The sequence below is a fragment of the Nostoc sp. genome (assembly GCF_036917655.1).
In the GTDB taxonomy this organism is placed as follows: domain Bacteria; phylum Cyanobacteriota; class Cyanobacteriia; order Cyanobacteriales; family Nostocaceae; genus Nostoc.
Window position 1 is genome coordinate 16,536 of record NZ_JBALCY010000005.1, and the last position, 20,824, is coordinate 37,359.

The 20,824-nt window shown below is 40.8% G+C and carries 18 protein-coding genes; 10 read left to right on the forward strand and 8 right to left on the reverse strand.

Annotation, left to right across the window (positions count from 1 at the left end; all coding sequences use genetic code 11):
• Positions 1 to 16: 16 nt before the first annotated feature.
• The 9 genes from V7K30_RS03510 (at position 17) to V7K30_RS03550 (ending at position 9,572) form a co-directional block, all read left to right on the forward strand.
• On the forward strand, positions 17 to 862 hold the full coding sequence (locus tag V7K30_RS03510) for a NifU family protein (protein ID WP_334997157.1): 846 nt from the start codon (positions 17 to 19) through the stop codon (positions 860 to 862).
• 628 nt (positions 863 to 1,490) lie between these two features.
• Positions 1,491 to 2,708, forward strand: a complete 1,218-nt coding sequence (locus V7K30_RS03515) for a hypothetical protein (protein ID WP_334997159.1) — start codon at positions 1,491 to 1,493, stop codon at positions 2,706 to 2,708.
• Complete coding sequence (hypF, locus tag V7K30_RS03520) at positions 2,698 to 5,121, forward strand: carbamoyltransferase HypF (protein WP_334997161.1); 2,424 nt, start codon at positions 2,698 to 2,700, stop codon at positions 5,119 to 5,121. Before V7K30_RS03515 ends, hypF begins: the two co-directional genes overlap by 11 nt.
• 65 nt (positions 5,122 to 5,186) lie before the next feature.
• Positions 5,187 to 5,447: a HypC/HybG/HupF family hydrogenase formation chaperone gene (locus tag V7K30_RS03525; RefSeq protein ID WP_334997163.1), complete on the forward strand. Its 261-nt coding sequence runs from the start codon at positions 5,187 to 5,189 to the stop codon at positions 5,445 to 5,447.
• A 174-nt stretch (positions 5,448 to 5,621) separates the two neighbouring features.
• Positions 5,622 to 6,806 (forward strand): hydrogenase formation protein HypD, encoded by a 1,185-nt coding sequence (gene hypD / locus V7K30_RS03530; protein ID WP_334997165.1) that lies wholly within the window; start codon positions 5,622 to 5,624, stop codon positions 6,804 to 6,806.
• 60 nt (positions 6,807 to 6,866) lie between these two features.
• The gene (hypE, locus tag V7K30_RS03535; protein ID WP_334997167.1) at positions 6,867 to 7,970 is read left to right on the forward strand and encodes a hydrogenase expression/formation protein HypE; all 1,104 of its coding nucleotides are present in this window, start codon (positions 6,867 to 6,869) and stop codon (positions 7,968 to 7,970) included.
• 13 nt (positions 7,971 to 7,983) lie between these two features.
• Positions 7,984 to 8,325: a hydrogenase maturation nickel metallochaperone HypA gene (gene hypA, locus V7K30_RS03540; protein WP_334997169.1), complete on the forward strand. Its 342-nt coding sequence runs from the start codon at positions 7,984 to 7,986 to the stop codon at positions 8,323 to 8,325.
• On the forward strand, positions 8,316 to 9,155 hold the full coding sequence (gene hypB, locus V7K30_RS03545) for a hydrogenase nickel incorporation protein HypB (protein WP_334997171.1): 840 nt from the start codon (positions 8,316 to 8,318) through the stop codon (positions 9,153 to 9,155). The genes hypA and hypB overlap by 10 nt, the downstream gene beginning before the upstream one ends.
• Before the next feature lie 165 nt (positions 9,156 to 9,320).
• Complete coding sequence (locus V7K30_RS03550; protein ID WP_334997173.1) at positions 9,321 to 9,572, forward strand: hypothetical protein; 252 nt, start codon at positions 9,321 to 9,323, stop codon at positions 9,570 to 9,572.
• Here V7K30_RS03550 and V7K30_RS03555 read toward each other — a convergent pair.
• The 6 genes from V7K30_RS03555 to V7K30_RS03580 form a co-directional block, all read right to left on the reverse strand.
• A complete protein-coding gene (locus V7K30_RS03555) occupies positions 9,549 to 9,923 on the reverse strand; it encodes a hypothetical protein (protein ID WP_334692025.1) in 375 nt (124 codons plus the stop codon). The two genes, V7K30_RS03550 and V7K30_RS03555, sit on opposite strands and share 24 nt — an antisense overlap.
• Positions 9,913 to 10,920 carry an LLM class flavin-dependent oxidoreductase gene (locus V7K30_RS03560; protein WP_334997175.1) on the reverse strand — a complete coding sequence of 336 codons (1,008 nt, stop codon included), beginning with the start codon at positions 10,918 to 10,920 and terminating at the stop codon, positions 9,913 to 9,915. The genes V7K30_RS03555 and V7K30_RS03560 overlap by 11 nt, the downstream gene beginning before the upstream one ends.
• Positions 10,921 to 11,054: 134 nt before the next feature.
• On the reverse strand, positions 11,055 to 11,417 hold the full coding sequence (locus V7K30_RS03565) for a hypothetical protein (RefSeq protein ID WP_334997177.1): 363 nt from the start codon (positions 11,415 to 11,417) through the stop codon (positions 11,055 to 11,057).
• Positions 11,418 to 11,726: 309 nt separating this feature from the next.
• Positions 11,727 to 12,038, reverse strand: coding sequence for a hypothetical protein (locus V7K30_RS03570; protein ID WP_334997179.1), 312 nt, complete (start codon positions 12,036 to 12,038; stop codon positions 11,727 to 11,729).
• 2 nt (positions 12,039 to 12,040) lie between these two features.
• Positions 12,041 to 12,322 (reverse strand): hypothetical protein, encoded by a 282-nt coding sequence (locus tag V7K30_RS03575; RefSeq protein WP_334997181.1) that lies wholly within the window; start codon positions 12,320 to 12,322, stop codon positions 12,041 to 12,043.
• A 39-nt stretch (positions 12,323 to 12,361) separates the two neighbouring features.
• Positions 12,362 to 12,784, reverse strand: a complete 423-nt coding sequence (locus tag V7K30_RS03580; RefSeq protein ID WP_334997183.1) for a hypothetical protein — start codon at positions 12,782 to 12,784, stop codon at positions 12,362 to 12,364.
• 1,134 nt (positions 12,785 to 13,918) lie between these two features.
• On the opposite strand from V7K30_RS03580, the gene cysK reads away from it, so the two are divergent.
• The gene (cysK, locus tag V7K30_RS03585) at positions 13,919 to 14,878 is read left to right on the forward strand and encodes a cysteine synthase A (protein ID WP_334828744.1); all 960 of its coding nucleotides are present in this window, start codon (positions 13,919 to 13,921) and stop codon (positions 14,876 to 14,878) included.
• 42 nt (positions 14,879 to 14,920) lie between these two features.
• Here the strand turns inward: cysK and V7K30_RS03590 are convergent, their stop codons facing one another.
• Together V7K30_RS03590 and V7K30_RS03595 are read right to left on the reverse strand one after the other, a co-directional pair.
• Entirely contained in the window at positions 14,921 to 20,506 is a 5,586-nt protein-coding gene (locus V7K30_RS03590; RefSeq protein WP_334997185.1) for a trifunctional serine/threonine-protein kinase/ATP-binding protein/sensor histidine kinase, read from the reverse strand.
• Positions 20,507 to 20,630: 124 nt separating this feature from the next.
• Entirely contained in the window at positions 20,631 to 20,768 is a 138-nt protein-coding gene (locus tag V7K30_RS03595; protein WP_334997187.1) for a hypothetical protein, read from the reverse strand.
• Positions 20,769 to 20,824: the final 56 nt, after the last annotated feature.

Below are 20,824 nucleotides of genomic sequence, written 5' to 3' on the forward strand. Positions count from 1 at the left end.
AAAATTCTTCTCCCCCATGCCCAACCTTGAAGAATTAGTTCAGGAAATTAACCGCTTTGAGGCAATTATATCCGAGTGGGATGAAAGCCAACGGTGTGTAGCAGTAGGTCTAAAAAGAGCAATTGAAGCTTTGCATAAAGCTGCACTGACTAGTTTGATTAAAAGCCTAAAACAAGAATCAATGCCAGCTTTGCGTCAGGCTGTTGCGGATGAAGTAGTATATGCAGTGCTACTATATCACGAACTAGTCAAACCACCAAAACCTCCGCTTTCACAACGTATTCAGACAGCCCTTGAAGAAGTTCGCCCAGGTTTAAAAAGCCATAACGGGGATGTAGAGTTAGTGGCAATTAAGCCACCAGATATAGTAGAAGTCAGATTAATAGGAACTTGCAGCAGTTGTCTGGCTTCTACTTTGACTTTATCTCAAGGAGTAGAACAGGCAATCAAAAATCATTGTCCCGAAATTACCAAAGTAGTTGCGGTCAATAACAACTCTACTGTTAACAACGCGAGTTCTGGTTTAATCAGTCCCTTTTCTGCAAAAATAACTTCTACTTGGATCAAAGTGGCGACTATCGATCAAGTTCCTGAATTTAGTGTATTAGCAGTACAACTTGCTGGTAATTCACTAATTTTACATCGTCAAGCTGTTACAGTAACATGTTATCGTAATGCTTGCACTCATCTAGGCTCTCCCTTAGAAAAAGGTAAAATTGAAAATGGTATTATTACCTGTCCTTCCCACGGATTCCAATACAAATTAGAGACAGGTGAATGCTTAACTGTGCCTGATGTTTCGCTTCAGTCGTATCCAGTCAAGATTAAAGACGATAAGATTTTTGTGAAACTGCAAAAATGATGATGCGAAGGGAACATTTCAGCAAATATACTTGGCGATTAGTAAATCACAGCTATTTTGCCTTTTGATTTCAGTAGTTCGCGCATTCATTTTAGTGTTTTGTGCAAGCAAATGCCTGAATGGTTTCTCATTTGTGTAATTCAGTTATTCATTTTAGTGTTTTGAGAAAGCAAAATGACATATTGCTTTCTCAAAATGTATTTTGACTTACTCAAACCCCAGTTTACTTACTCATTTCGGTGTTTTCCGCAAGCAAAAGGTATTTTGACTTACTCAAACCCCAGTTTACTTACTCATTTCGGTGTTTTCCGCAAGTAAAAGGTCTTTTGACTTATTCAAACTCCAGTTTACTTACTCATTTTGGTATTTTCCGCAAGTAAAACGGCATTTGACTTACTCAAAATGCCTTTTGACTTTCTGATTTCAGTACATCGCGGACTCGTGCCAAATATTACTATGTCGCAAAAGTTACTGAAGGTTAGCTGGATTTTTTTAAAATTGATTAATACGGAAGTTGATTAAAGGTTTTAACTGAATTTGAAAAAAGCATAATGCAAAACTGTTACTGTTGTTACACGCTAATCAACATTAATGTTTTTAAATAATTATCAGCGTCTATCTGCGGTTCATGGATATCCCAATCACAATTAATCCCATATCACAATTACCGCCAGAAGCAACAGAAATTTCTCAAAAATTACCTCTATCACCTGAAGGTGCAGAGGTAATTTTAGGCAACATTATTGAACCACAACAATTAGTCATACCTGTAGCACCCAGTCACACAACAATGTTTGGGCCTCGTGCTGCTTGTTTGTTATCAGAAACTGGCCCTTTATGGGTATCAGATACAGGACATCATCGATTATTAGGATGGCAGAATTTACCCACGAGAGATAGTCAACCGGCTGATTGGGTAATTGGACAACCTGACTTTTATCATGAAGGACAAAATGCCAAAAATACACCGGGAAGTGCAACCTTGAGTGTACCAACAGGGATTTGTGCTTGCGGCGAAGGGTTAGCTGTGGCAGATGCTTGGAATCATCGGGTTTTAATTTGGAAAAACTTACCTAAAGATAACAATGTTCCAGCAGATTTTGTATTAGGGCAAGTTAATTTTACCGATAATGAACCAAATCGAGGAAATCAAACAGCATCTGCTAGTACAATGCACTGGCCTTATGGTATTTTCTATCATCAAGGACGGCTATTTATTGCTGACACTGGTAATCGAAGGGTATTAATTTGGCATCAATTACCAACAGAAAATGGGCAACCTGCTGATTTAGTTTTGGGACAACCGGATATGATATCTCGCAATGAAAATGGCGGTGCTTCTCCAACCGCAGCGAGTATGCGTTGGTGTCATGACATCACCTTTTGGGGAGAAAATTTGGTTGTCAGCGATGCAGGTAATCACCGGGTAATGATTTGGGAGGGAATACCAACAGAAAATAATGCCCCTTGTGCGGTGGTTTTAGGACAAAAAAACTTTGATTTTGTGGAAATGAATCAAGGAGTTTATTATCCTAGTGCTAGTAGTTTGAGTATGCCTTATGGTGTAGGTGTGGCTGGGGATTGGTTAGTAGTTGCAGATACTGCTAATTCTCGTTTGTTAGGATGGAAAAAGCCAGAATTAATTTTATCACTGCAAGGTGTAGTGGCAGATGGGTTGGCAGGACAAATAAATTTTCAAAGTAAAGGTGAAAATCGTAACTTCGGACTACCTAAACGAGATAGCTTAAATTGGTGTTATGGCATAAAAATTTGTGGCAATACGGCGGTAATAGCTGATTCTGGAAATAACCGAATTTTGTTATGGCAGTTTAACTATGCCGACTGAAGAAATTAGAGTTCGCGGTACTGTTCAGGGGGTAGGATTTCGGCCTACTGTATATCGTCTGGCTAAAGCCTGCGGTTTACATGGAGATGTTTGTAATGATGGTGAAGGTGTTTTAATTAGGGTATCTGGTAGTGAGGAAGCAATAACCAAATTTGTTGCCAGATTGCAAACAGAATGTCCACCGTTGGCAAGAATTAATCAACTAACAAGAATTATTTATGCAGGTGAATTGAAATTTGATAACTTTGTGATTTCTACTAGTGTCAGTAATGCCATTAAAACAGAAATAACCCCTGATGCCGCCACTTGTCCACAGTGTCAACAAGAAATATTCGACCCCTTTAGCCGCTTTTATCGTTACCCCTTTACTAATTGTACTCATTGCGGCCCCCGCCTGAGTATTATTCGTGCCATTCCTTACGACAGATGCAATACCAGTATGTCTGCGTTTGCTATATGTCCCGAATGTGCAAAGGAATACCACGATGTTGAAAACCGCCGATTTCACGCCCAACCTGTAGCTTGTCATGTTTGCGGCCCCACAGCTTGGTTAGAACGCGCTGATGGTAAATCGGTTACTGCTTCCATGTTCTCCATGCTAGATGATGTTGATGCCGTTTGTACCCTGTTGCAAAAAGGTGAGATTGTCGCAATTAAAGGGTTAAGTGGTATTCATCTGGCTTGCGATGCAACTCAGGAAACTGTTGTACAAAAACTGCGTCAGCGTAAAAAGCGCTATCACAAACCATTTGCTTTAATGGCGCGAGATATTGAGGTAATTGAACAATATTGTACTGTCAACGCCAAAGAAAAAGAATTATTGACGAGTTCCATAGCACCAATTGTTTTATTACAGATAAAAGGGAGAGAGGGAGATGGGAAAAATTTATTTCCCCCTAACTCCTGTAGAGACGCGATTAATCGCGTCTCTACTTCTAACTCTCTTCATGTTGCACCATCGGTAGCATCGGGGCAAAATACCCTCGGTTTCATGCTACCTTATACGCCCTTACATCATTTAATTCTGCGGCGGATGAATCGCCCAATTATTTTAACAAGTGGTAATTTTGCCGATGAACCACAATGTATTGAGAATGACGAAGCAAGAGAAAAATTAGGGACAATCGCTGATTATTTTCTCTTTCACAATCGAGAGATTATTAATCGGGTAGATGATTCAGTGGTGAGAGTTCTCGGCGATAAAGTCCAAACAATTCGCCGTGCCAGAGGATATGCACCAGCACCGATTAGTTTACCACCGGGATTTCACAATATGCCGCAAATTTTAGCAATGGGTAGTGAGTTAAAAAATACCTTTTGCTTATTGCGTGAAGGAGAAGCTATTCTTTCTCAACATCTAGGAGATTTAGAAAATGCTGCGGCTTTCAATGCTTACCAAGACACTTTGAATTTTTACTTAAATTTATTTGAACATAAACCAGAAGTAATTGCCATCGATAAACACCCCGAATACCTCTCAAGTAAACTTGGTAAACAACTAGCGGATACAAATCAAATCAAAATTTATCAAATCCAACATCATCACGCGCACATCGCCGCTTGCATGGCAGAAAATGGGATTCCTTTAGATTCACCTCCAGTATTAGGTATCGCTTTAGATGGTTTAGGTTACGGTGATGATGGTACACTCTGGGGCGGAGAATTTCTTTTAGCAGATTACCGTAGATTTAAACGACTAGCAACATTTAAACCAGTAGCAATGGTTGGTGGTGAACAAGCAATTTATCAGCCTTGGCGTAATACCTACGCCCAATTAATAGCTGCTAACCTTTGGGATGATTGCCAACAACAGTATGCTGATTTGGAAATCATAAAATTTTTGAAAAAGAAGCCACTAAAGCTACTAAATCAACTTATTGAGAAAGGAATTAACTCTCCTCCAGCTTCTTCAGTGGGGCGGTTGTTCGATGCAGTGGCGGCGGCTATCGGTATTTGTCGAGATGAATGTAGCTATGAAGGAGAAGCTGCGATCGCAATGGAAGCTATAGTAGATGTTAGCAGCTTAAATAATCATAAAGAAACGCCAATATATCCTTTTAGTTTTAGCTTTTCAGATAGGATTTATTATATAGACCCGCGTCCAATGTGCCAAGCGTTGCTCAATGACTTACAGCAGCAGATTCCCCAAGCAGTTATAGCAGCCAAATTTCACAAAGGTTTAGCGAATTCGATTGTGGAAATGGTTAAGCAGCTTTCTCAAGAAAATCCGATTTATCAGGTAGCCCTAACAGGAGGAGTATTTCAAAATTGTATATTGTTAGAGGAAATTACCAAAAGATTACAAACCTTCGGAATAAAAGTACTTACTCACAGCTTAGTACCAGCTAATGACGGCGGGTTATCTTTAGGACAAGCAATTATTGCAGCCGCACAATTCATACATGAGTGTTGATATTTTACAAACTTTTCCTCAGAAATAATTCTCTCTGCGGTTCGTTTATCTTAAAGAATAAAAAAATGTGCTTAGGAATCCCCGGACAAATTATAGAAATTACCAACGTTAACCATAAATTAGCCATAGTTAACATTGGTGGTGTTAAGCGCCAAGTAAATATTGCTTGTATCGTAGATGAACAACATCCCCCCGAAGCTTGTATTGGGGATTGGGTGCTAGTGCATGTTGGCTTTGCCATGAATCGAATTAATGAACAAGAAGCCGCGGAAACTTTACAACTATTCCAAGAATTAGCAGCAGCACAAGCAGGGATTATTACTTAAATAATAGACCTTTTTTGTCTTACGTAGAGGCGCAGAGAAAGAGTCTAAAACTCATTTCTTTCTTCCTTCGCGTCCTTCTCTGCGAGACGCTGCGCGAATGCGGTTCGTTAAAAAAACTTTCTACTACAAAAGCGAAATTACCTGATACATAAAACTCACTACTCCTCACTTCCTATGAAATATGTTGATGAATTCCGCGAACCTGAAAAAGCTGAAGCTATACGCCGCGAAATCGCCAAATTATGCAACCAGCTAAAAAAACCCATCAAAATCATGGAAGTATGCGGCGGACATACCCATTCCATTTTTAAATATGGTATCGAAGAAATATTACCCGAAGCCATTGAACTAATTCATGGGCCTGGTTGTCCAGTATGCGTTATGCCAAAGGGGAGATTAGATGATGCGATCGCAATCTCCCAAAATCATAACGTCATTTTTGCCACCTTTGGCGACGCGATGCGAGTTCCTGGTTCCAATACCACTTTACTGCAAGCCCGGGCACAAGGTGCAGACATCCGTATGGTGTACTCTCCCTTAGACAGCCTGCAAATTGCCAAAGATAACCCCCACAAACAAGTAGTCTTCTTTGCATTAGGCTTTGAAACCACAGCGCCCAGCACCGCCTTCACCATTCTGCAAGCAGCAGCCGAAGAAATTCATAACTTTAGTATGTTTTCCAATCACGTCCTCGTGATTCCCGCCCTCAAAGCACTATTAGATAACCCCGATTTACAACTTGATGGATTTGTTGGGCCTGGCCATGTCAGCATGGTAATTGGCACTGACCCTTATGAATTTATTTCCCAACAATATAATAAGCCAATTGTCGTCTCAGGATTTGAACCCTTAGATATTCTCCAATCAATTTGGATGCTATTGCAACAGCTAGTAGAAAATCGTTGTGAAGTCGAGAACCAATATAACCGAATTGTCCAAAAAAGCGGAAACACAGTAGCGCTACAAGCCATAAATAAAGTTTTCGCCGTGCGAGATAGTTTTGATTGGCGCGGCTTAGGTGACATTCCCTATTCAGGATTACAAATTAAATCTGAATATGCACAATTCGATGCCGAACTTAAATTTACCATTCCTAATCTCAAAGTAGCCGACCATAAAGCTTGTAAATGTGGAGAAATTCTCAAAGGAGTCTTAAAGCCTTGGGAGTGCAAAGTATTCGGTACAGCTTGCAGACCAGAAACACCCATTGGTACTTGCATGGTATCTTCCGAAGGTGCTTGTGCAGCCTATTACAAATATGGGCGACTCTCCACCATTGCCAAAAGAACAATCGCCCAAAAACCAAAGATAACTATAACTCAAGAACCTCTCCCCGCCTGCGGCTTCTCTTCCGACTAATACACCTTACAAATACTCCGCGTACCTCCGCGCTTCCCTCTGCGTTAAAAAAAAAATAATATGAATATTCCCCCCCCAAACTCAATACAAAATCCCCTATTTCAAAACATAGAAAAAATCCGCCGTCGCCAAAGTAAAGTGCAAGACACTCATATAACTCTCGCACATGGTAGCGGTGGTAAAGCCATGCGCGATTTAATAGATGATATTTTTATCAGCAATTTTGATAATCCCATTCTCTCACAATTAGAAGACCAAGCCAGCATCAACTTAGCCCCTCTCCTCCAACAAGGAAACAGACTCGCATTTACTACAGATTCCTATGTTGTAGACCCGTTATTTTTTCCCGGTAGTGATATAGGAGAATTAGCCGTCAACGGTACAGTTAATGATTTAGCTGTAAGCGGTGCTAAACCTTTATATCTGACTTGCAGCGTAATTTTAGAAGAAGGATTACCTGTAGAAACCTTACGGCGTGTCGCAGCCAGTATGAAAGTAGCCGCCAAAAAAGCTGGTATTCAAATTGTCACTGGTGACACAAAAGTTGTACATCGTGGTGCTGCCGATAAACTCTTTATTAATACTGCTGGTATTGGTATCATCCCGCGAGGAGTTAACATTTCCGCCCACAATATTAAACCTGGAGATGCAGTAATAATTAATGGTGAAATAGGTAATCATGGGACAGCAATTTTAATTGCTCGTGGGGAATTAGCCTTACAAAGTAATATTGAAAGTGACTGTCAACCATTACATAGTTTAGTAGAAACTATTCTCCATGTATGTCCCAAAGTTCATGCTATGCGAGATGCCACACGCGGAGGTTTAGCCACAGTATTAAATGAATTTGCTCTCAGTTCTAATGTGGGAATTCGTCTCTATGACGAATCTATTCCAGTGCGTGAAGAAGTCAACGGAGTTTGTGAAATTCTCGGTTTAGACCCATTGTATTTAGCTAATGAAGGTAAGTTAGTGGTGGTGGTTCCAAAAGAGAATGCTGACAATATTTTATCCGCTATGAAATTACACCCAGCAGGCAAAGATGCTTGTATTATTGGCGAAGTTATTACCTCACCCCCAGGTATAGTATTGTTAAAAACAGTTTTTGGTGCTGAAAGGATTGTTGATATGTTGGTAGGCGACCAATTACCACGAATTTGTTAATAGATTTTATAGTATGCACGAACTTGGAATTACCAAAAATATTGTGGCAATTGTCGCTGAACACGCCAAAGGCGCAAAAGTGCAGCGAGTTTTATTAGAAATTGGTAAACTTTCAGCTATTATGCCCGACGCTATCCGATTTTGTTTTGATATTTGCACTCAAGGCACAGTTTTAGAAGGGGCGACATTAGAAATTTTAGAAATCCCTGGCTTAGGGCGATGTCGTCAATGTGGTGCAGAAATTTATTTAGATAAACCATTTGGTATCTGTAACTGCGGTAGCGTGCAATTAGATTTAATTACTGGTGAAGAACTAAAAATTAAAGAAATAGAAATAGAGGAATTATGTGTGTAACCTGCGGTTGTTCTGATGATGGCGAAACTAAAATTATCAATCTGGAAATAGATGAAGCTGAACATCATCATACTCACACTTTACCAGATGGTACTGTCATCACTCATTCCCACAGTAACGATACTCATATAGAAGCGTCTCAAATTCATGCCAAAATACACAATACAACGATATCCTTAGAACAGGATATATTGGCAAAAAATAACCTGCTAGCTGCCCAAAATCGGGGATGGTTTAAAGGTCGAAATATTCTCGCCTTAAATTTAATGAGTTCTCCCGGTGCAGGGAAAACAACTCTTTTAACTCGCACTATTAATGATTTAAAGCATCAATTATCTATCAGCGTCATTGAAGGCGACCAAGAAACTGCTAACGATGCCAAAAAAATTAAAGAAACAGGCTCTAAAGTCATCCAAATCAACACCGGAACAGGCTGTCATTTAGATGCATCAATGATAGACAGAGGTTTACAACAATTAAATCCGCCACTGAATTCAGTTGTGATGATTGAAAATGTGGGAAATTTGGTTTGTCCAGCCTTATTTGACTTAGGAGAACAGGCAAAAGTCGTGATTCTCTCGGTCACAGAAGGAGAAGATAAGCCGATAAAATACCCGCATATGTTCCGTGCTAGTAACATCATGATTCTCACTAAAATTGATTTGCTGCCTTATGTAGATTTTGATGTTCAAAAGTGCATAGAATATGCTAAACAAGTAAATCCTAAAATTCAGATTTTTCAGATTTCCGTAACTACTAGTACTGGGTTAGAGAGTTGGTATGCGTGGATAATTGCAAAGCTAACAAGCTTGTCAATACTACTCCCTTAGCGCTTGAAAATAGCTAAATTTTTTTAACGAACTGCCATCTCTACGCGAACACGCAGCGTCTCGTACAGAAGGATGTAAAGAACAAGCGAAATTCGTGAGCGTCTGAGAGTGAATTAGATTCCAATACGCTTGGGTTAAGGATAATTGTAGGTTGGGTTGAACAAAGTGAAACCCAACAAACCACAACAAATGTTGGGTTTGGTTCCTCAACCCAACCTACACAGTTTAAGGTTTTTGGCGCTAACCCAAGCAGATGGAATTATATTCCATAAAACTGGTATTTTGAGAGGTGGCTTTGATAAAAATTACAACACCCTGCACTTAGAAGTAACAGGGTGTAATAAGGATGAATCAGCTATATTTTGTGTGATTCCCAGTTTGCGCCTATTTACCTCAAAGCCAATCTCGATAAGCTGATATTTCATTTACGCTGATTTCAAACGGCATCCCTTTACCAAATGGCGGATAAACGCGGATTTTGCCATTCTTAGCAAACCGCTCTAACCTATTACCTAACTGGGGAATATTGCTGACGATATGCCAGTAAGATAATATGTCAGGGCAGTCAATAATTAATGTTAGGATGCTAGCATTTGTTGTGAGATACCACTGACAATTAGATAACAATACTCGCGTAATGCGATCGCAAGCTTGATAAAAGCATCTACCAGTAGACTGTTCTAGCTCCATTTGCAACATTCCATCCTGTTTCGTTACCTCAGTGGGAGGTAAATCATCGGGAGGAAGCAGGTATAGTTTAGAAGACATAATTTCGCACCTCTTGGTTGTAGCGCGTCAAACTCTCCAGGTTTTTTTGCAGATCCGAAGATGAGGGTTTGAGTGCTAGCGTACCTAAATCTAATTCGTCCTGAAATTTCTTGATTTTGTCTCGACAAGTCTCCACATCACCGATAATTGAGTTCTCAATTAAATAATCTTCATCGAAACAAATATTTGTGCGGTCAAATGGTTTTTGGTTGGGATTCGCACTATTCTGCAATACTTCAGCCGAATTAGCTTTCATTTTCTGGCTAAATTGGCGAACGAAAGGTAACGCTTCACTCACAGCCTCATCAAATGTTTTGCCAACAAAAAAGAAGCGTGCTAGCACGAAGTTTTCCGCACCACTAGAATTTAAGGCTCGATATTTGCCAACAGTATCCTTCAATCTCTCTAGGGAAAATGGCGGCCCACCCATCAAGCTGAAGGAATGTTTTGCAGCAAACTCGATACCGTCATCACCACCAGTAGCAACATACACTGGTATTTTACTCTGCAATGGTTTGGGGTAAATTGTCAGGCGATCGCATTGATAATATTGCCCATTAAATGATACATCAGTTTCATATAAGAGCTTTTGAATTAGTGCGATCGCCTCTAGCATCTTGGGACGGGATTCACTTGGTAGTGTCGCAAAATGCTTATTTTGTTGGGGAAAGGGGCCGCCTTTAGCAACTCCAAATAATAATCGTCCATTGCACAGGTTATCCAGAGTGGCAATATCTTCCGCTACCCTAATGGGGTTATGGAATGGCAGTAACACCGCCGCCGTGCCTAATTTGATAGTTGAAGTCAATCCCGCCAAGTGTGCCATTAACACCAACATGGACGGGCTGAGGTTGGATTCACTAAAATGGTGTTCACTCACCCAGGCTGACTCAAAACCTAAACTTTCTGCCTGTTTTACCAGCGCGACTTGCTCAAAGATGGCACGATGAGCATCTTGGTGAAAATTATCGTAATTGCAGAAAATTCCAGTTTTCATTATTTGCGTTGATACTTTGTACTCACCGTAGGTGCTGGCTATTCTAGTTTGTAGTGTTCGCGTGACGTCTCGTAGAGAGGACTTTAGTGCTTACTACAAAAACATTTACCCCTCTCAATTAATGCGATGAACCACTAAGTTGCAACCCACTGCAACTCCAACCATAGGCGTGGGTTGTTCTGTTTGACCTTCGACATCGGATCGCCCAACAATCGCTTGGCATTCATGCAGACAACTTGGATTAGACCCATATTACCTGCTACTTCTCTGAGTATTTCTTTTTGAGCTTGCACACAGGAAATCATTTCGTCAGAGCAATAAATTCCTATATATTGCAAGCGTCTAGCAGGTCGTCCCCAAAAACAGGTGATGACTTTTACATAACACCCATCCAGCAATTCCCCAACTTGCGGGTAGTAATGGTTGACGACTCTTGTGAATTCTTTGGCTAAGATATCTTCAGCAATCATTGGAACTGATATTTCTGTAGCGTCCATCACGCTATTTAATATAACATATTTTGATCAGTTAAATATGACAAAATAGCTTATTTACTTTAAATAAAATATTAAATATTGCATAAAAAAAGAGGTGTACCTTATTTGGTTTCACCTCATATTTGCGGAAAGCACTTTTCTTGTGAATGAAATATAAAATTATTGGGGTTAAAGCAGAAAACAGTTATCCTGAAATTCCCTAACTTCCAAACACAAATTACATTCAATCGAAAATTATGAATTCAAACTAAGTGCTTTTAAGTAGCACATTTAAATTTTGAATTCTAAATGTTTAATTATTAAGTTTTATTAGCGTGCATTGCGTTCACAAACTAAGACCTCTGCTATGATATCCGGCACATTTATAAAGTCCGTAAATCCTTCAGAACCACCCATCGGTGAAACAAATGTATAATTTGGGTCACACACTCCATTGTCATATACTTGAATAAACCACCTATCTGGAAATCCATCTACACCTAGTTCCACAGTGTACCAACTCTCGCCAATCAAACGAGAGTTAAAGATTCTGAACCACTCTCTGTTCTCTTCTGAAATATTCCAATCTGCCATCAGCAGTTCTAAAGCTATTTGTCCCGCATCCGTTGAGGTCAACAGCATTTTTACTCCTTATTTGCAGCTTCAGGATTTGCAACTTCAGTATTGGGAACTTCCGGGTATAAACCTAATTCTTTAGCTAGCTCACGCGCCACAAAAAATAAAAATTGGGCACCATCTTGATTGCCTTCATGGGCAAACATAGTTGCTACTTGTAACATTGTTTGTACTAGACCAGAATCAATCAATTCTGGCTGAGATTCCAAAATTTCTGGTTCTTGACCATTAGGGCATTTAAGTAACTCATCAATCAGATTAAAATACAGCTGTTCGCGTTGTTCTGTCATGGTATTTTTGTTGATTTGAGTGAGTTAATTGTGAGTTTATTACTGTTCGATACTTTGCTGCCACAGTCTTTCCAACATTTCAACTTGTTCTCTTAAAACAGCCGCACGATGAACAAGATATCTGTCGTAAAAGAGAATTCCTAACCCAACACAAATCGGGGTTAACAAGAAGAACCATTGCAGGATAGTGGCAAATTTATATTGTTCAGCAACAGTCAGCATTTGATCAACCACATTACGGTCAGAGGATTGGATGCTAGTCTGAGAGGAATGTGTACCCTCTTTCTGGGGAGCCAAGGCGGGAGCATCTGTACTAGTCTTGTTGACTTCGTAGGCTAAATTCTGGGATTTTACTAACTCCAGATGTCGCTCCCAAACTATACCAAATACTACTAGTTCTGGAGAAAGCACTGCTAAGGTAACTACGCAAACTGTGAGAATATTTAAAAGTTTGGTTTTCATCTTGGCTCTCCCTTGCTAGGTAGTATGCACCCAGTAAGAAAATATCTTTTGCTGTTTATCTAAAGTAGCTAGATATTTCTACCTCTCAAACAGTTTTGATATTAAAATATGTGTAAACGGTAATTTGCACAATCGTTAGTTATCAGTTGTTTTTCTAATTACCACTGATTACTGACGACTGAAAAGTTACCAAACTTTTCACAAAATTTAGGATTAATCAGTCAGAAATAACGCATTCAGATTCAAGGAATCTGGTTTCATCCTACTCTCAAAAGAGAGATTAAGAAGTCCCCCCTAGTTCACTAAGCTTTCGCTCAGGAATGTTGGGGGGTAGAGGGGAATCTCTGCGTAAATCCTATACGATTTATATCAGCCGCTCTCCACAAAACAGTTTACCCCAGCTCCGTTAAGATTATTAAATTCATTAGAATAGTACTCAAAGCCTGTAATTCCTACCTGATAAGTCTTACAAAAATTCATTGGGGTATGGGTGCTAGTGTTTATAGGACAGGGTTCTAGTATTTACGAGGTGGGGTTCTGGTATTTCTGCACTCAACCTAAAAGCAATGTAGGCAATGATTAAGGACTGTTTTTGATGCAATTTTGGGCTGACAAAACCTGCACTCAAAAGAAAATATCAATGTCTCTTGATCAAGATAGACTAATAAATTAGGAAAAGCAATTAAATGTTTTGAAAGTAAATTATATTTCCATCACAAATAGAAAATATTGAGAATAATATTAAAAATTATGCCTATATACAGAATTATCTAAATTCAATCTCAGACTAAGAGGCAATAGTCAGCAATTACAAGTGGTAAAATAGAAGTATGGCAAACTAGACCTCTGCTGAAGTGAGAATCAATGGGGACATCTGATAAAAGTTCTTCCTAAACTTTCATATTTTGTGGTTTAGTTAGAATACATCGTATATGCACTCATTGAGACTAAACTACAAATTAAATACACAAAAGCTTATTGTTATATAGCGTTTCTCAGTTGGGTGAAATACAAGAACCCCACCCCCAACCCCCTCCCCGCAAGCGATGAGGGGGGTATGATGTACCTCATTTGATTAGGAAAAGCTATAAGTAAATACTCTGTACTAAGATTTGGGATTTTAGGAGTTAAATAATGCGGATTGCTCAAGATGTAACAGAACTTATCGGACGAACTCCTTTAGTTCAACTGAACAAGATTCCCCAAGCTGAGGGAGTAGTAGCAAGGATAGTTGTCAAATTAGAAGGCATGAACCCGGCGGCTTCGGTGAAAGACCGCATTGGCTTAAGTATGGTACTCTCAGCAGAAGCAGCTGGCTCAATTTCCCCTGGAAAGACCATTTTAGTTGAGCCTACTTCCGGTAATACAGGAATTGCTCTAGCGATGGTAGCAGCAGCGCGTGGCTACCGTTTGATTTTGACAATGCCAGAGACAATGAGCCAAGAACGACGGGCTATGCTCAGAGCTTATGGTGCAGGTTTGGAGTTGACACCAGGCGCTGAGGGAATGCGGGGAGCAATTCGCAAAGCCGAAGAAATTGTGGCTAATACTCCCAATGCTTTTATGCTGCAACAGTTCCGTAACCCTGCTAATCCCAAAGTTCATCAGGAAACCACCGCCGAAGAAATTTGGGCAGATACAGACGGGGAAGTGGATATTGTCATTGCTGGGGTAGGTACTGGTGGGACGATTACTGGAATTGCAGAAGTACTGAAAGGTCGGAAAAAGACTTTTAAAGCGATCGCAGTTGAACCCAGCAATAGCCCAGTTCTCTCCGGTGGTGAAGCCGGTCCACATAAAATTCAAGGTATTGGCGCCGGATTTATCCCAGATGTTCTGCGTCTGGAATTGGTTGATGAAGTAATTAGAGTCAGCGATGAACAAGCGATCGCCTATGGACGCCGTTTAGCAAAAGAAGAAGGCTTATTATCTGGGATATCCTCTGGTGCAGCTTTGTGTGCTGCAATTCAAGTAGGTAAACGTCCAGAAAATGCCGGACGTTTAATTGTAATGATTCAGCCTTCCTTTGGTGAACGTTACCTCAGCACACCCATGTTTCAAGATTTGTCCTTAGAAACTGCTGGGGTGCGTTAAAAAGAGTAGGAATAGGAAGCGTAAAGAGTGGAATTTCAGCCTCTAGACACCAACAGCAACGTTCTTGCTGACTTCCTGGCGAAGTGGAATGCGGATTTGAAACTCCACTCCTTCGCCGGGTTCTGAGGTACAAGAAAGTGAACCACCATGTTTTTCGGTGACAATTTGGTAGCTAATTGATAAGCCCATACCTGTTCCTTTGCCCACAGGTTTTGTGGTGAAGAAAGGATCGAATAAGCGTCGCCGAACAGACTCTGGGATACTCAAACCATTGTCTGCAATCCGAATTTCGACTTTATCGGCATCAATTTGTTCAGTATGAATAGTAATGGTTGGAGTTGTTATTTGTCCTTGATTGTCAATTAATGACTCTTCCAAAGCATCGATTGCATTACTCAACACATTCATAAACACTTGATTGAGTTGCCCTGCATAGCATTCTACTTGGGGCAGGTTGCCGTAATATTTCACAAGCTCAATACCGAGACGATCTGACTTTGCTTTGAAGCGATGTTGCAGAATCATTAGGGTACTATCAATGCCCTCATGAATATTAACGGCTTTAATTTCGGCTTCGTCCATGCGTGAGAAAGTTCGCAGGGAAGCGACAATTTGGCGAATTCGGTCTGCGCCAACCCGCATGGAGGAAAGTAGCTTGGGTAAGTCTTCTAGCAAGAATTCCAAATCAATTGCCAGAGCTTCTTCCTGAATCTCTGGATGGGGCGATGGGTAATGTTTCTGGTAAAGTTCCAGAAGTCCCAGCACATCTTGGCTGTAGTTGTTGGCATGAGTTAGGTTGCCAAAGATAAAATTGACCGGATTGTTGATTTCGTGGGCAACGCCTGCCACCAATTGCCCTAAGCTTGACATTTTCTCGGTCTGCACAAGTTGAGCCTGGGTTTGTTGTAGTTTGTGCAGCGATTGTGCAAGTTCTTCAGCTTTTTCTCGCTCTCGTGTTTCGGATGCTTGGAAAGCTTCGTTTTTAGTTTCGAGTTCTTGTGATTTCGCTTCCAGCTGTTGCGAGTAGGTTTGCAGATTGGTGTAGAGACGGGCGTTGTCGATCGCAATCGAAATTTGTGCTATCAATAGACTCAGCACCTTCAGCCGTTCTGAGGTAAAAGCACCAGGAATGAGATTATTTTCCAGGCAAATAATCCCAGTAAACTTGCCAGAGTGAATCAGTGGTAAACACAAAATCGATTTAGATTGATAAGTGGTGATATAAGCATCAGCCGCAAAGCGGGAGTCTTTAACAGCATTGTCTAAAACTAAGTTCTCTCTAGTTCTTTCGACATAGTTGAGTAGAGCAACTGGGAGCAAAGCTGAATCAATTTCATCTTTCGAGTTAACAATAGCAGTAGATACACTAACATCCTGACCTTCAACAATTCCTGCTGCTTCTAGCAGCCACTGATTATCGTGTTTGGCAATAAAGTAACCTTGTTGAGCGCCAGCATTTTCGATGACAATCTTCATCATTTTTTGGAGCAGGTGAGTTAGCTCCATTTCTTCTGACAGTACTTGTGAAGCTTTCATCACTGTCATGAAGTCGAGAATGTGGGAGCCTCCGGTGGTTGTAGAGCTTGTTTGAAGAGTTTGCAGGTAATTACTTTCGAGTTTTTCTGTATTTGATTGCACAATCAATTGCGGATAGCGTGCTTCTAAATGTTTGACTTTAGCAACAGCCCCCCAACGACTATAGGCGTAGTAGGCATTTGTCATGTAGGTTTTAGCAATCGTTTCTTTACCCCATGACAGATAAAATTTGGCTGCGAGTTCATGAGCGATCGCTTCTTCATTGATGTATTCGTTTTCTTGAGCAAGTGCGATCGCCTGATCGTACATCTCGATCGCTGCGATTTTTTCGCCGAAAACACGATGCCGTTCTGCCTCTACTAGATAGAATTTGTGTAAATAATTCATTGGGGCATGATGCGCCCATTTTTGCATTTTTTCTTGATTAGCTTGGACGCGATCGCTAATTTCCTGTTGCTCTGACTGTGGGCGATCAGGATACACCGCTAGCCGTACTAAAGAATCGTAAAAATGGAATAGAGGAACAAGGGGCAATCCTACCACTGCGTCCAAATACTTCTCTGCTATCACGATATTATCAATCGCTTCTGAGTAATTTTCAAACCAGTAACTAAGTAAAAATTTGTTCCAATATATGTAGTAAAGTCCCGTTTTGTCGTTCGCTTGCAGGTGCAATGGCAACCTGATCTGCTCATCGTAAGCTTCACCCTTTAGAAGGCAGGGATTTTCACTCTTTCCGAGCATATTTAAGATAGCTTGCCAATAGATTTCTATATAATTAAGCGCTGTTTCTTGGTTGATTTTATTAGCAACATCTCTGTAGGCTGCTATCTCTCTTTCAAGGACAGTCAGTTCTTTACCACTAAAGTAAGCGAAATAAGAGTACATTAATAGATTAAAGGCAGCAAATTCTAAATCACCTGTGTCCATGCCGATAGAGTAAGCTGACACTAAAGGTTCTAAGGTTTCTCTGAGATGCTCTTTCCAATGTCGAGTAAATATATTTACTATCAGGATTGTCTTGGCTTTGATTTCTTGAGCATTTAACTTTGACAATAGAGTTAAAGCCAATTGACCGAACTCATAACCGGAATCAATATCTCCGACAATGCCACAAAGAAGAAGACCATAATTTGCATAACCAAAGGGAGATATGGAAGCATTGCCATATTGGACGGATAAATCTACTTGTTTGCACAACGTCAAGAGCAACAGTTCTGGGGCTGCAATATATGCAGGAGCAAACAGACTTGATAATATTCTTATGGCTGCTAGTTTATAGCGATCGCTCATTTGAGGCAGATCAATTAAATCCTCAATTTGCATTCCATTCAAAATTGCCGCAGTTTCCCCTAGTGCTTGCCCAATATCTGACGAGTTTGGCTCTTCGGGAAACTCTACCCCCAATAGCTTTAAAACTTGTAGCCCCGTATTAACCCCTTCTAGCAGTCTGTTCTGCCCGATGTAAGCTTGCATCTGAACTTCATACACTTTAATTTTGTCCAGCAGCGTTTTGGCGCAGTTTTGGACTATCTCAACAAATCTCTGCATTCCTTCAAAATCACCGCTCAAAAAAGCTGCCTCTGCTGCTTCTGAGTGCAGTGCTAATGTCAGTTGATATTGATTGTCCCAACTATCAGATGCTAACAGTCCCAAACCAACTTGCAAATATTTGATCGCGGAATCGTGCGCTGTAGCTGCTTTAGCTCTTTGACCGGCGATGAGATTGAGTTCTGCAAGTTCAGATTTTTCTGTTTGAGATGTTAATAAATCAGTCCCGTAATTGAGTTGATTAACTAAAGCAAATACATTTTCTTTGCGTTCTTCTGGTGTAGTATTTTGCAGCAGTAATTGACCAATTTTTAGATGCGTTGCTTTCTTATCTTCATCGGGAATCAGAGAATAAGCCGCTTGCTGTACTCGGTCATGTAAAAATTTGTAATCAACCTTGATATCTGTTAAGGTAACACCGCCAGATTCCTCCTGATTAAATACTAAGGGAATCTTGTAATCCTGATTTAACGGCAAAATCAACCCAGCTTGCAACGCTGACCACAATTGCGCCGCAGTCGTTAGAGAAGATGCTTGATTAACGATCGCCAATACATCTAAGTTAAAAGTATTACCAATACAAGCAGCCAGTTTAAGAACTTTTTGCGTTTCTAATGAGAGTTTCCGAATATTTCTCGCCGTTAATTCAACAACATTCAGGTCGCTAATACCGATCGCTTGAATATGTTGGATATTCCATTGCCACACCCCAGACTCAAAGTTATATGTTAACAAGTCTTCTTGATGCAGGGTTTTCAGCAGTTGCGTTAAGAAGAAGGGATTCCCACCGGTTTTGGAAAATAGTAATTCTGCTAGTGGCTGACTTTGTTCTATGTGATTCAACGTATCGCCAATTAACGCTTCCACATCCGTTATCTGCAACGGTGCCAAGAGGATGTTATCCACCACCGCACCAGAGGATTGAATCTTGGACAAACTCATCATCAGTGGATGGGTGGGCGACACTTCATTATCGCGGTATGCCCCAATTAATAATAAATATTTGCGCTCAGTATCTGTCATCAATAGCTCAATTAAGTTCAGCGATGCCGAATCTGCCCACTGTAAATCATCGAGAAACACAACTAAAGGATGGTCTTGGTTCGTGAATACGCCAATGAATTGCCCAAAGACGCGATTGAAGCGATTTTGAGATTCTGTCGCTCCCAATTGTGTCACCGGTGGCTGAACACCAATAATTAGCTCGACTTCAGGAATGACATCAATAATGACTTGCCCATTTTCCCCCAACGCGCTTAACAGTTTCTCTTTCCACCCTTGGATTTGGGCAACGCTTTCGGTGAGTAATTGCTGAATTAAAGATTGGAACGCCTGAATCAACGACGCATAGGGAATATTGCGCTTGAACTGGTCAAACTTGCCTGCAATGAAATAACCCCTTGCACCCACAATCGGTTTATGAACTTCATTAACAACACTCGTTTTACCAATCCCTGAATAACCAGAAACTAGCATGAGTTCTACCCCCTTGAATCCCCCCTTACCAAGGGGAGCCATTGCGTTGGGCGGCTCTGGCGACTTGAAGCATCTGGCGTGGGATTCAGGGGGGTTAGCCACACGCTCAAATGCAGCCATCAATGTTGCTACTTCTACTTCACGTCCGTAGAGCTTTTGCGGAATCAAAAAATGCCCTGATTTGTCCTGTCTTCCTGGTACAAAGTTTTCAATCTTGCCAGTCACTTGAAGGTGAAACAAGCATTCCTCTAAATCCGCTTTCAGTCCCCAAGCACTTTGATATCTCTCCTCTGCTGTTTTCGCTAATAACTTCAAAATAATTGCACTAATCGCCTCTGGCACATCTTCCAGAACGCGACACACAGTTTCTTGACAGGGTGCGGCGGGCATTTTGGCGATGTGACAGTGGATCAACTCCATCGGGTCAACAGCTTGAAACGGCAGCGTACCTGTCAACATTTCATACAAGGTGACACCCAACGAATAAAAGTCGGTGCGATAGTCGCATACCCGGTTCATTCTGCCTGTTTGCTCAGGTGACATATAGGCAAGGGTGCCTTCAAGCAAATTAGGATTGCTCAAGGTGGCATTTTCTTGATCAAGGCGCGAGGAGATACTGAAGTCAATCAGTTTGACTTCAAAAGATTCGGGATTAATTAGAATATTGTGCGGCTTAATATCTTTATGTATAATTTTTTGGGCGTGCAGTTCTCCTAAAATCTGTGCCAGATTAATCCCCACCTTCAGGAAAGCAATCAGGGTGGTTGTTTGAGTTGCAATCAGTTCTTTGAGCAAGCAACCCGGAATATCTTCCAAAACTAAAGCCAGACTATGTTGATAATTCTTTAACTCGTAGGCTTTAACAATGCCAGGAATTCGCAGCGGCTCAATGATTTGATATTCGTGGCGTAGTCGAGCAATGTCTTCTAGGGGTGGATGTTCGCACAGGAGAGTTTTGACAATGACGGAGGCGTTATCAGTTTCTCGCCGTCCACGATAAATGACGGTTTTACTACCGGAGTGAAGCGTTTCGAGGAGTTGATAACCGGATAAAGTAGCTGTCATTATTTTTTCTTGCAATGTAGGCATTTTTAATATGCCCATGCAAGTTAAACTTTGTAATATCTAATACAAAAGTATACATATTCTTACGAAGGATTACGAATACTAATTTACTCTGAGGTTGTATTTAAATACATAAATTATCCAAGATTGTGGGGCGGGCTTGTCGGTTAAGGCAAGAGACGCGATAAATCGCCGTCTTTACAATAATCAGTCCTTCGTCCTGACGACGATTTATCGCGTCTTGGGGATATATTATTTTCATCAAATAACCTTAACCGAACCTTATTGATTGTGGGGCGGGCATCTTGCCCGCCCCAC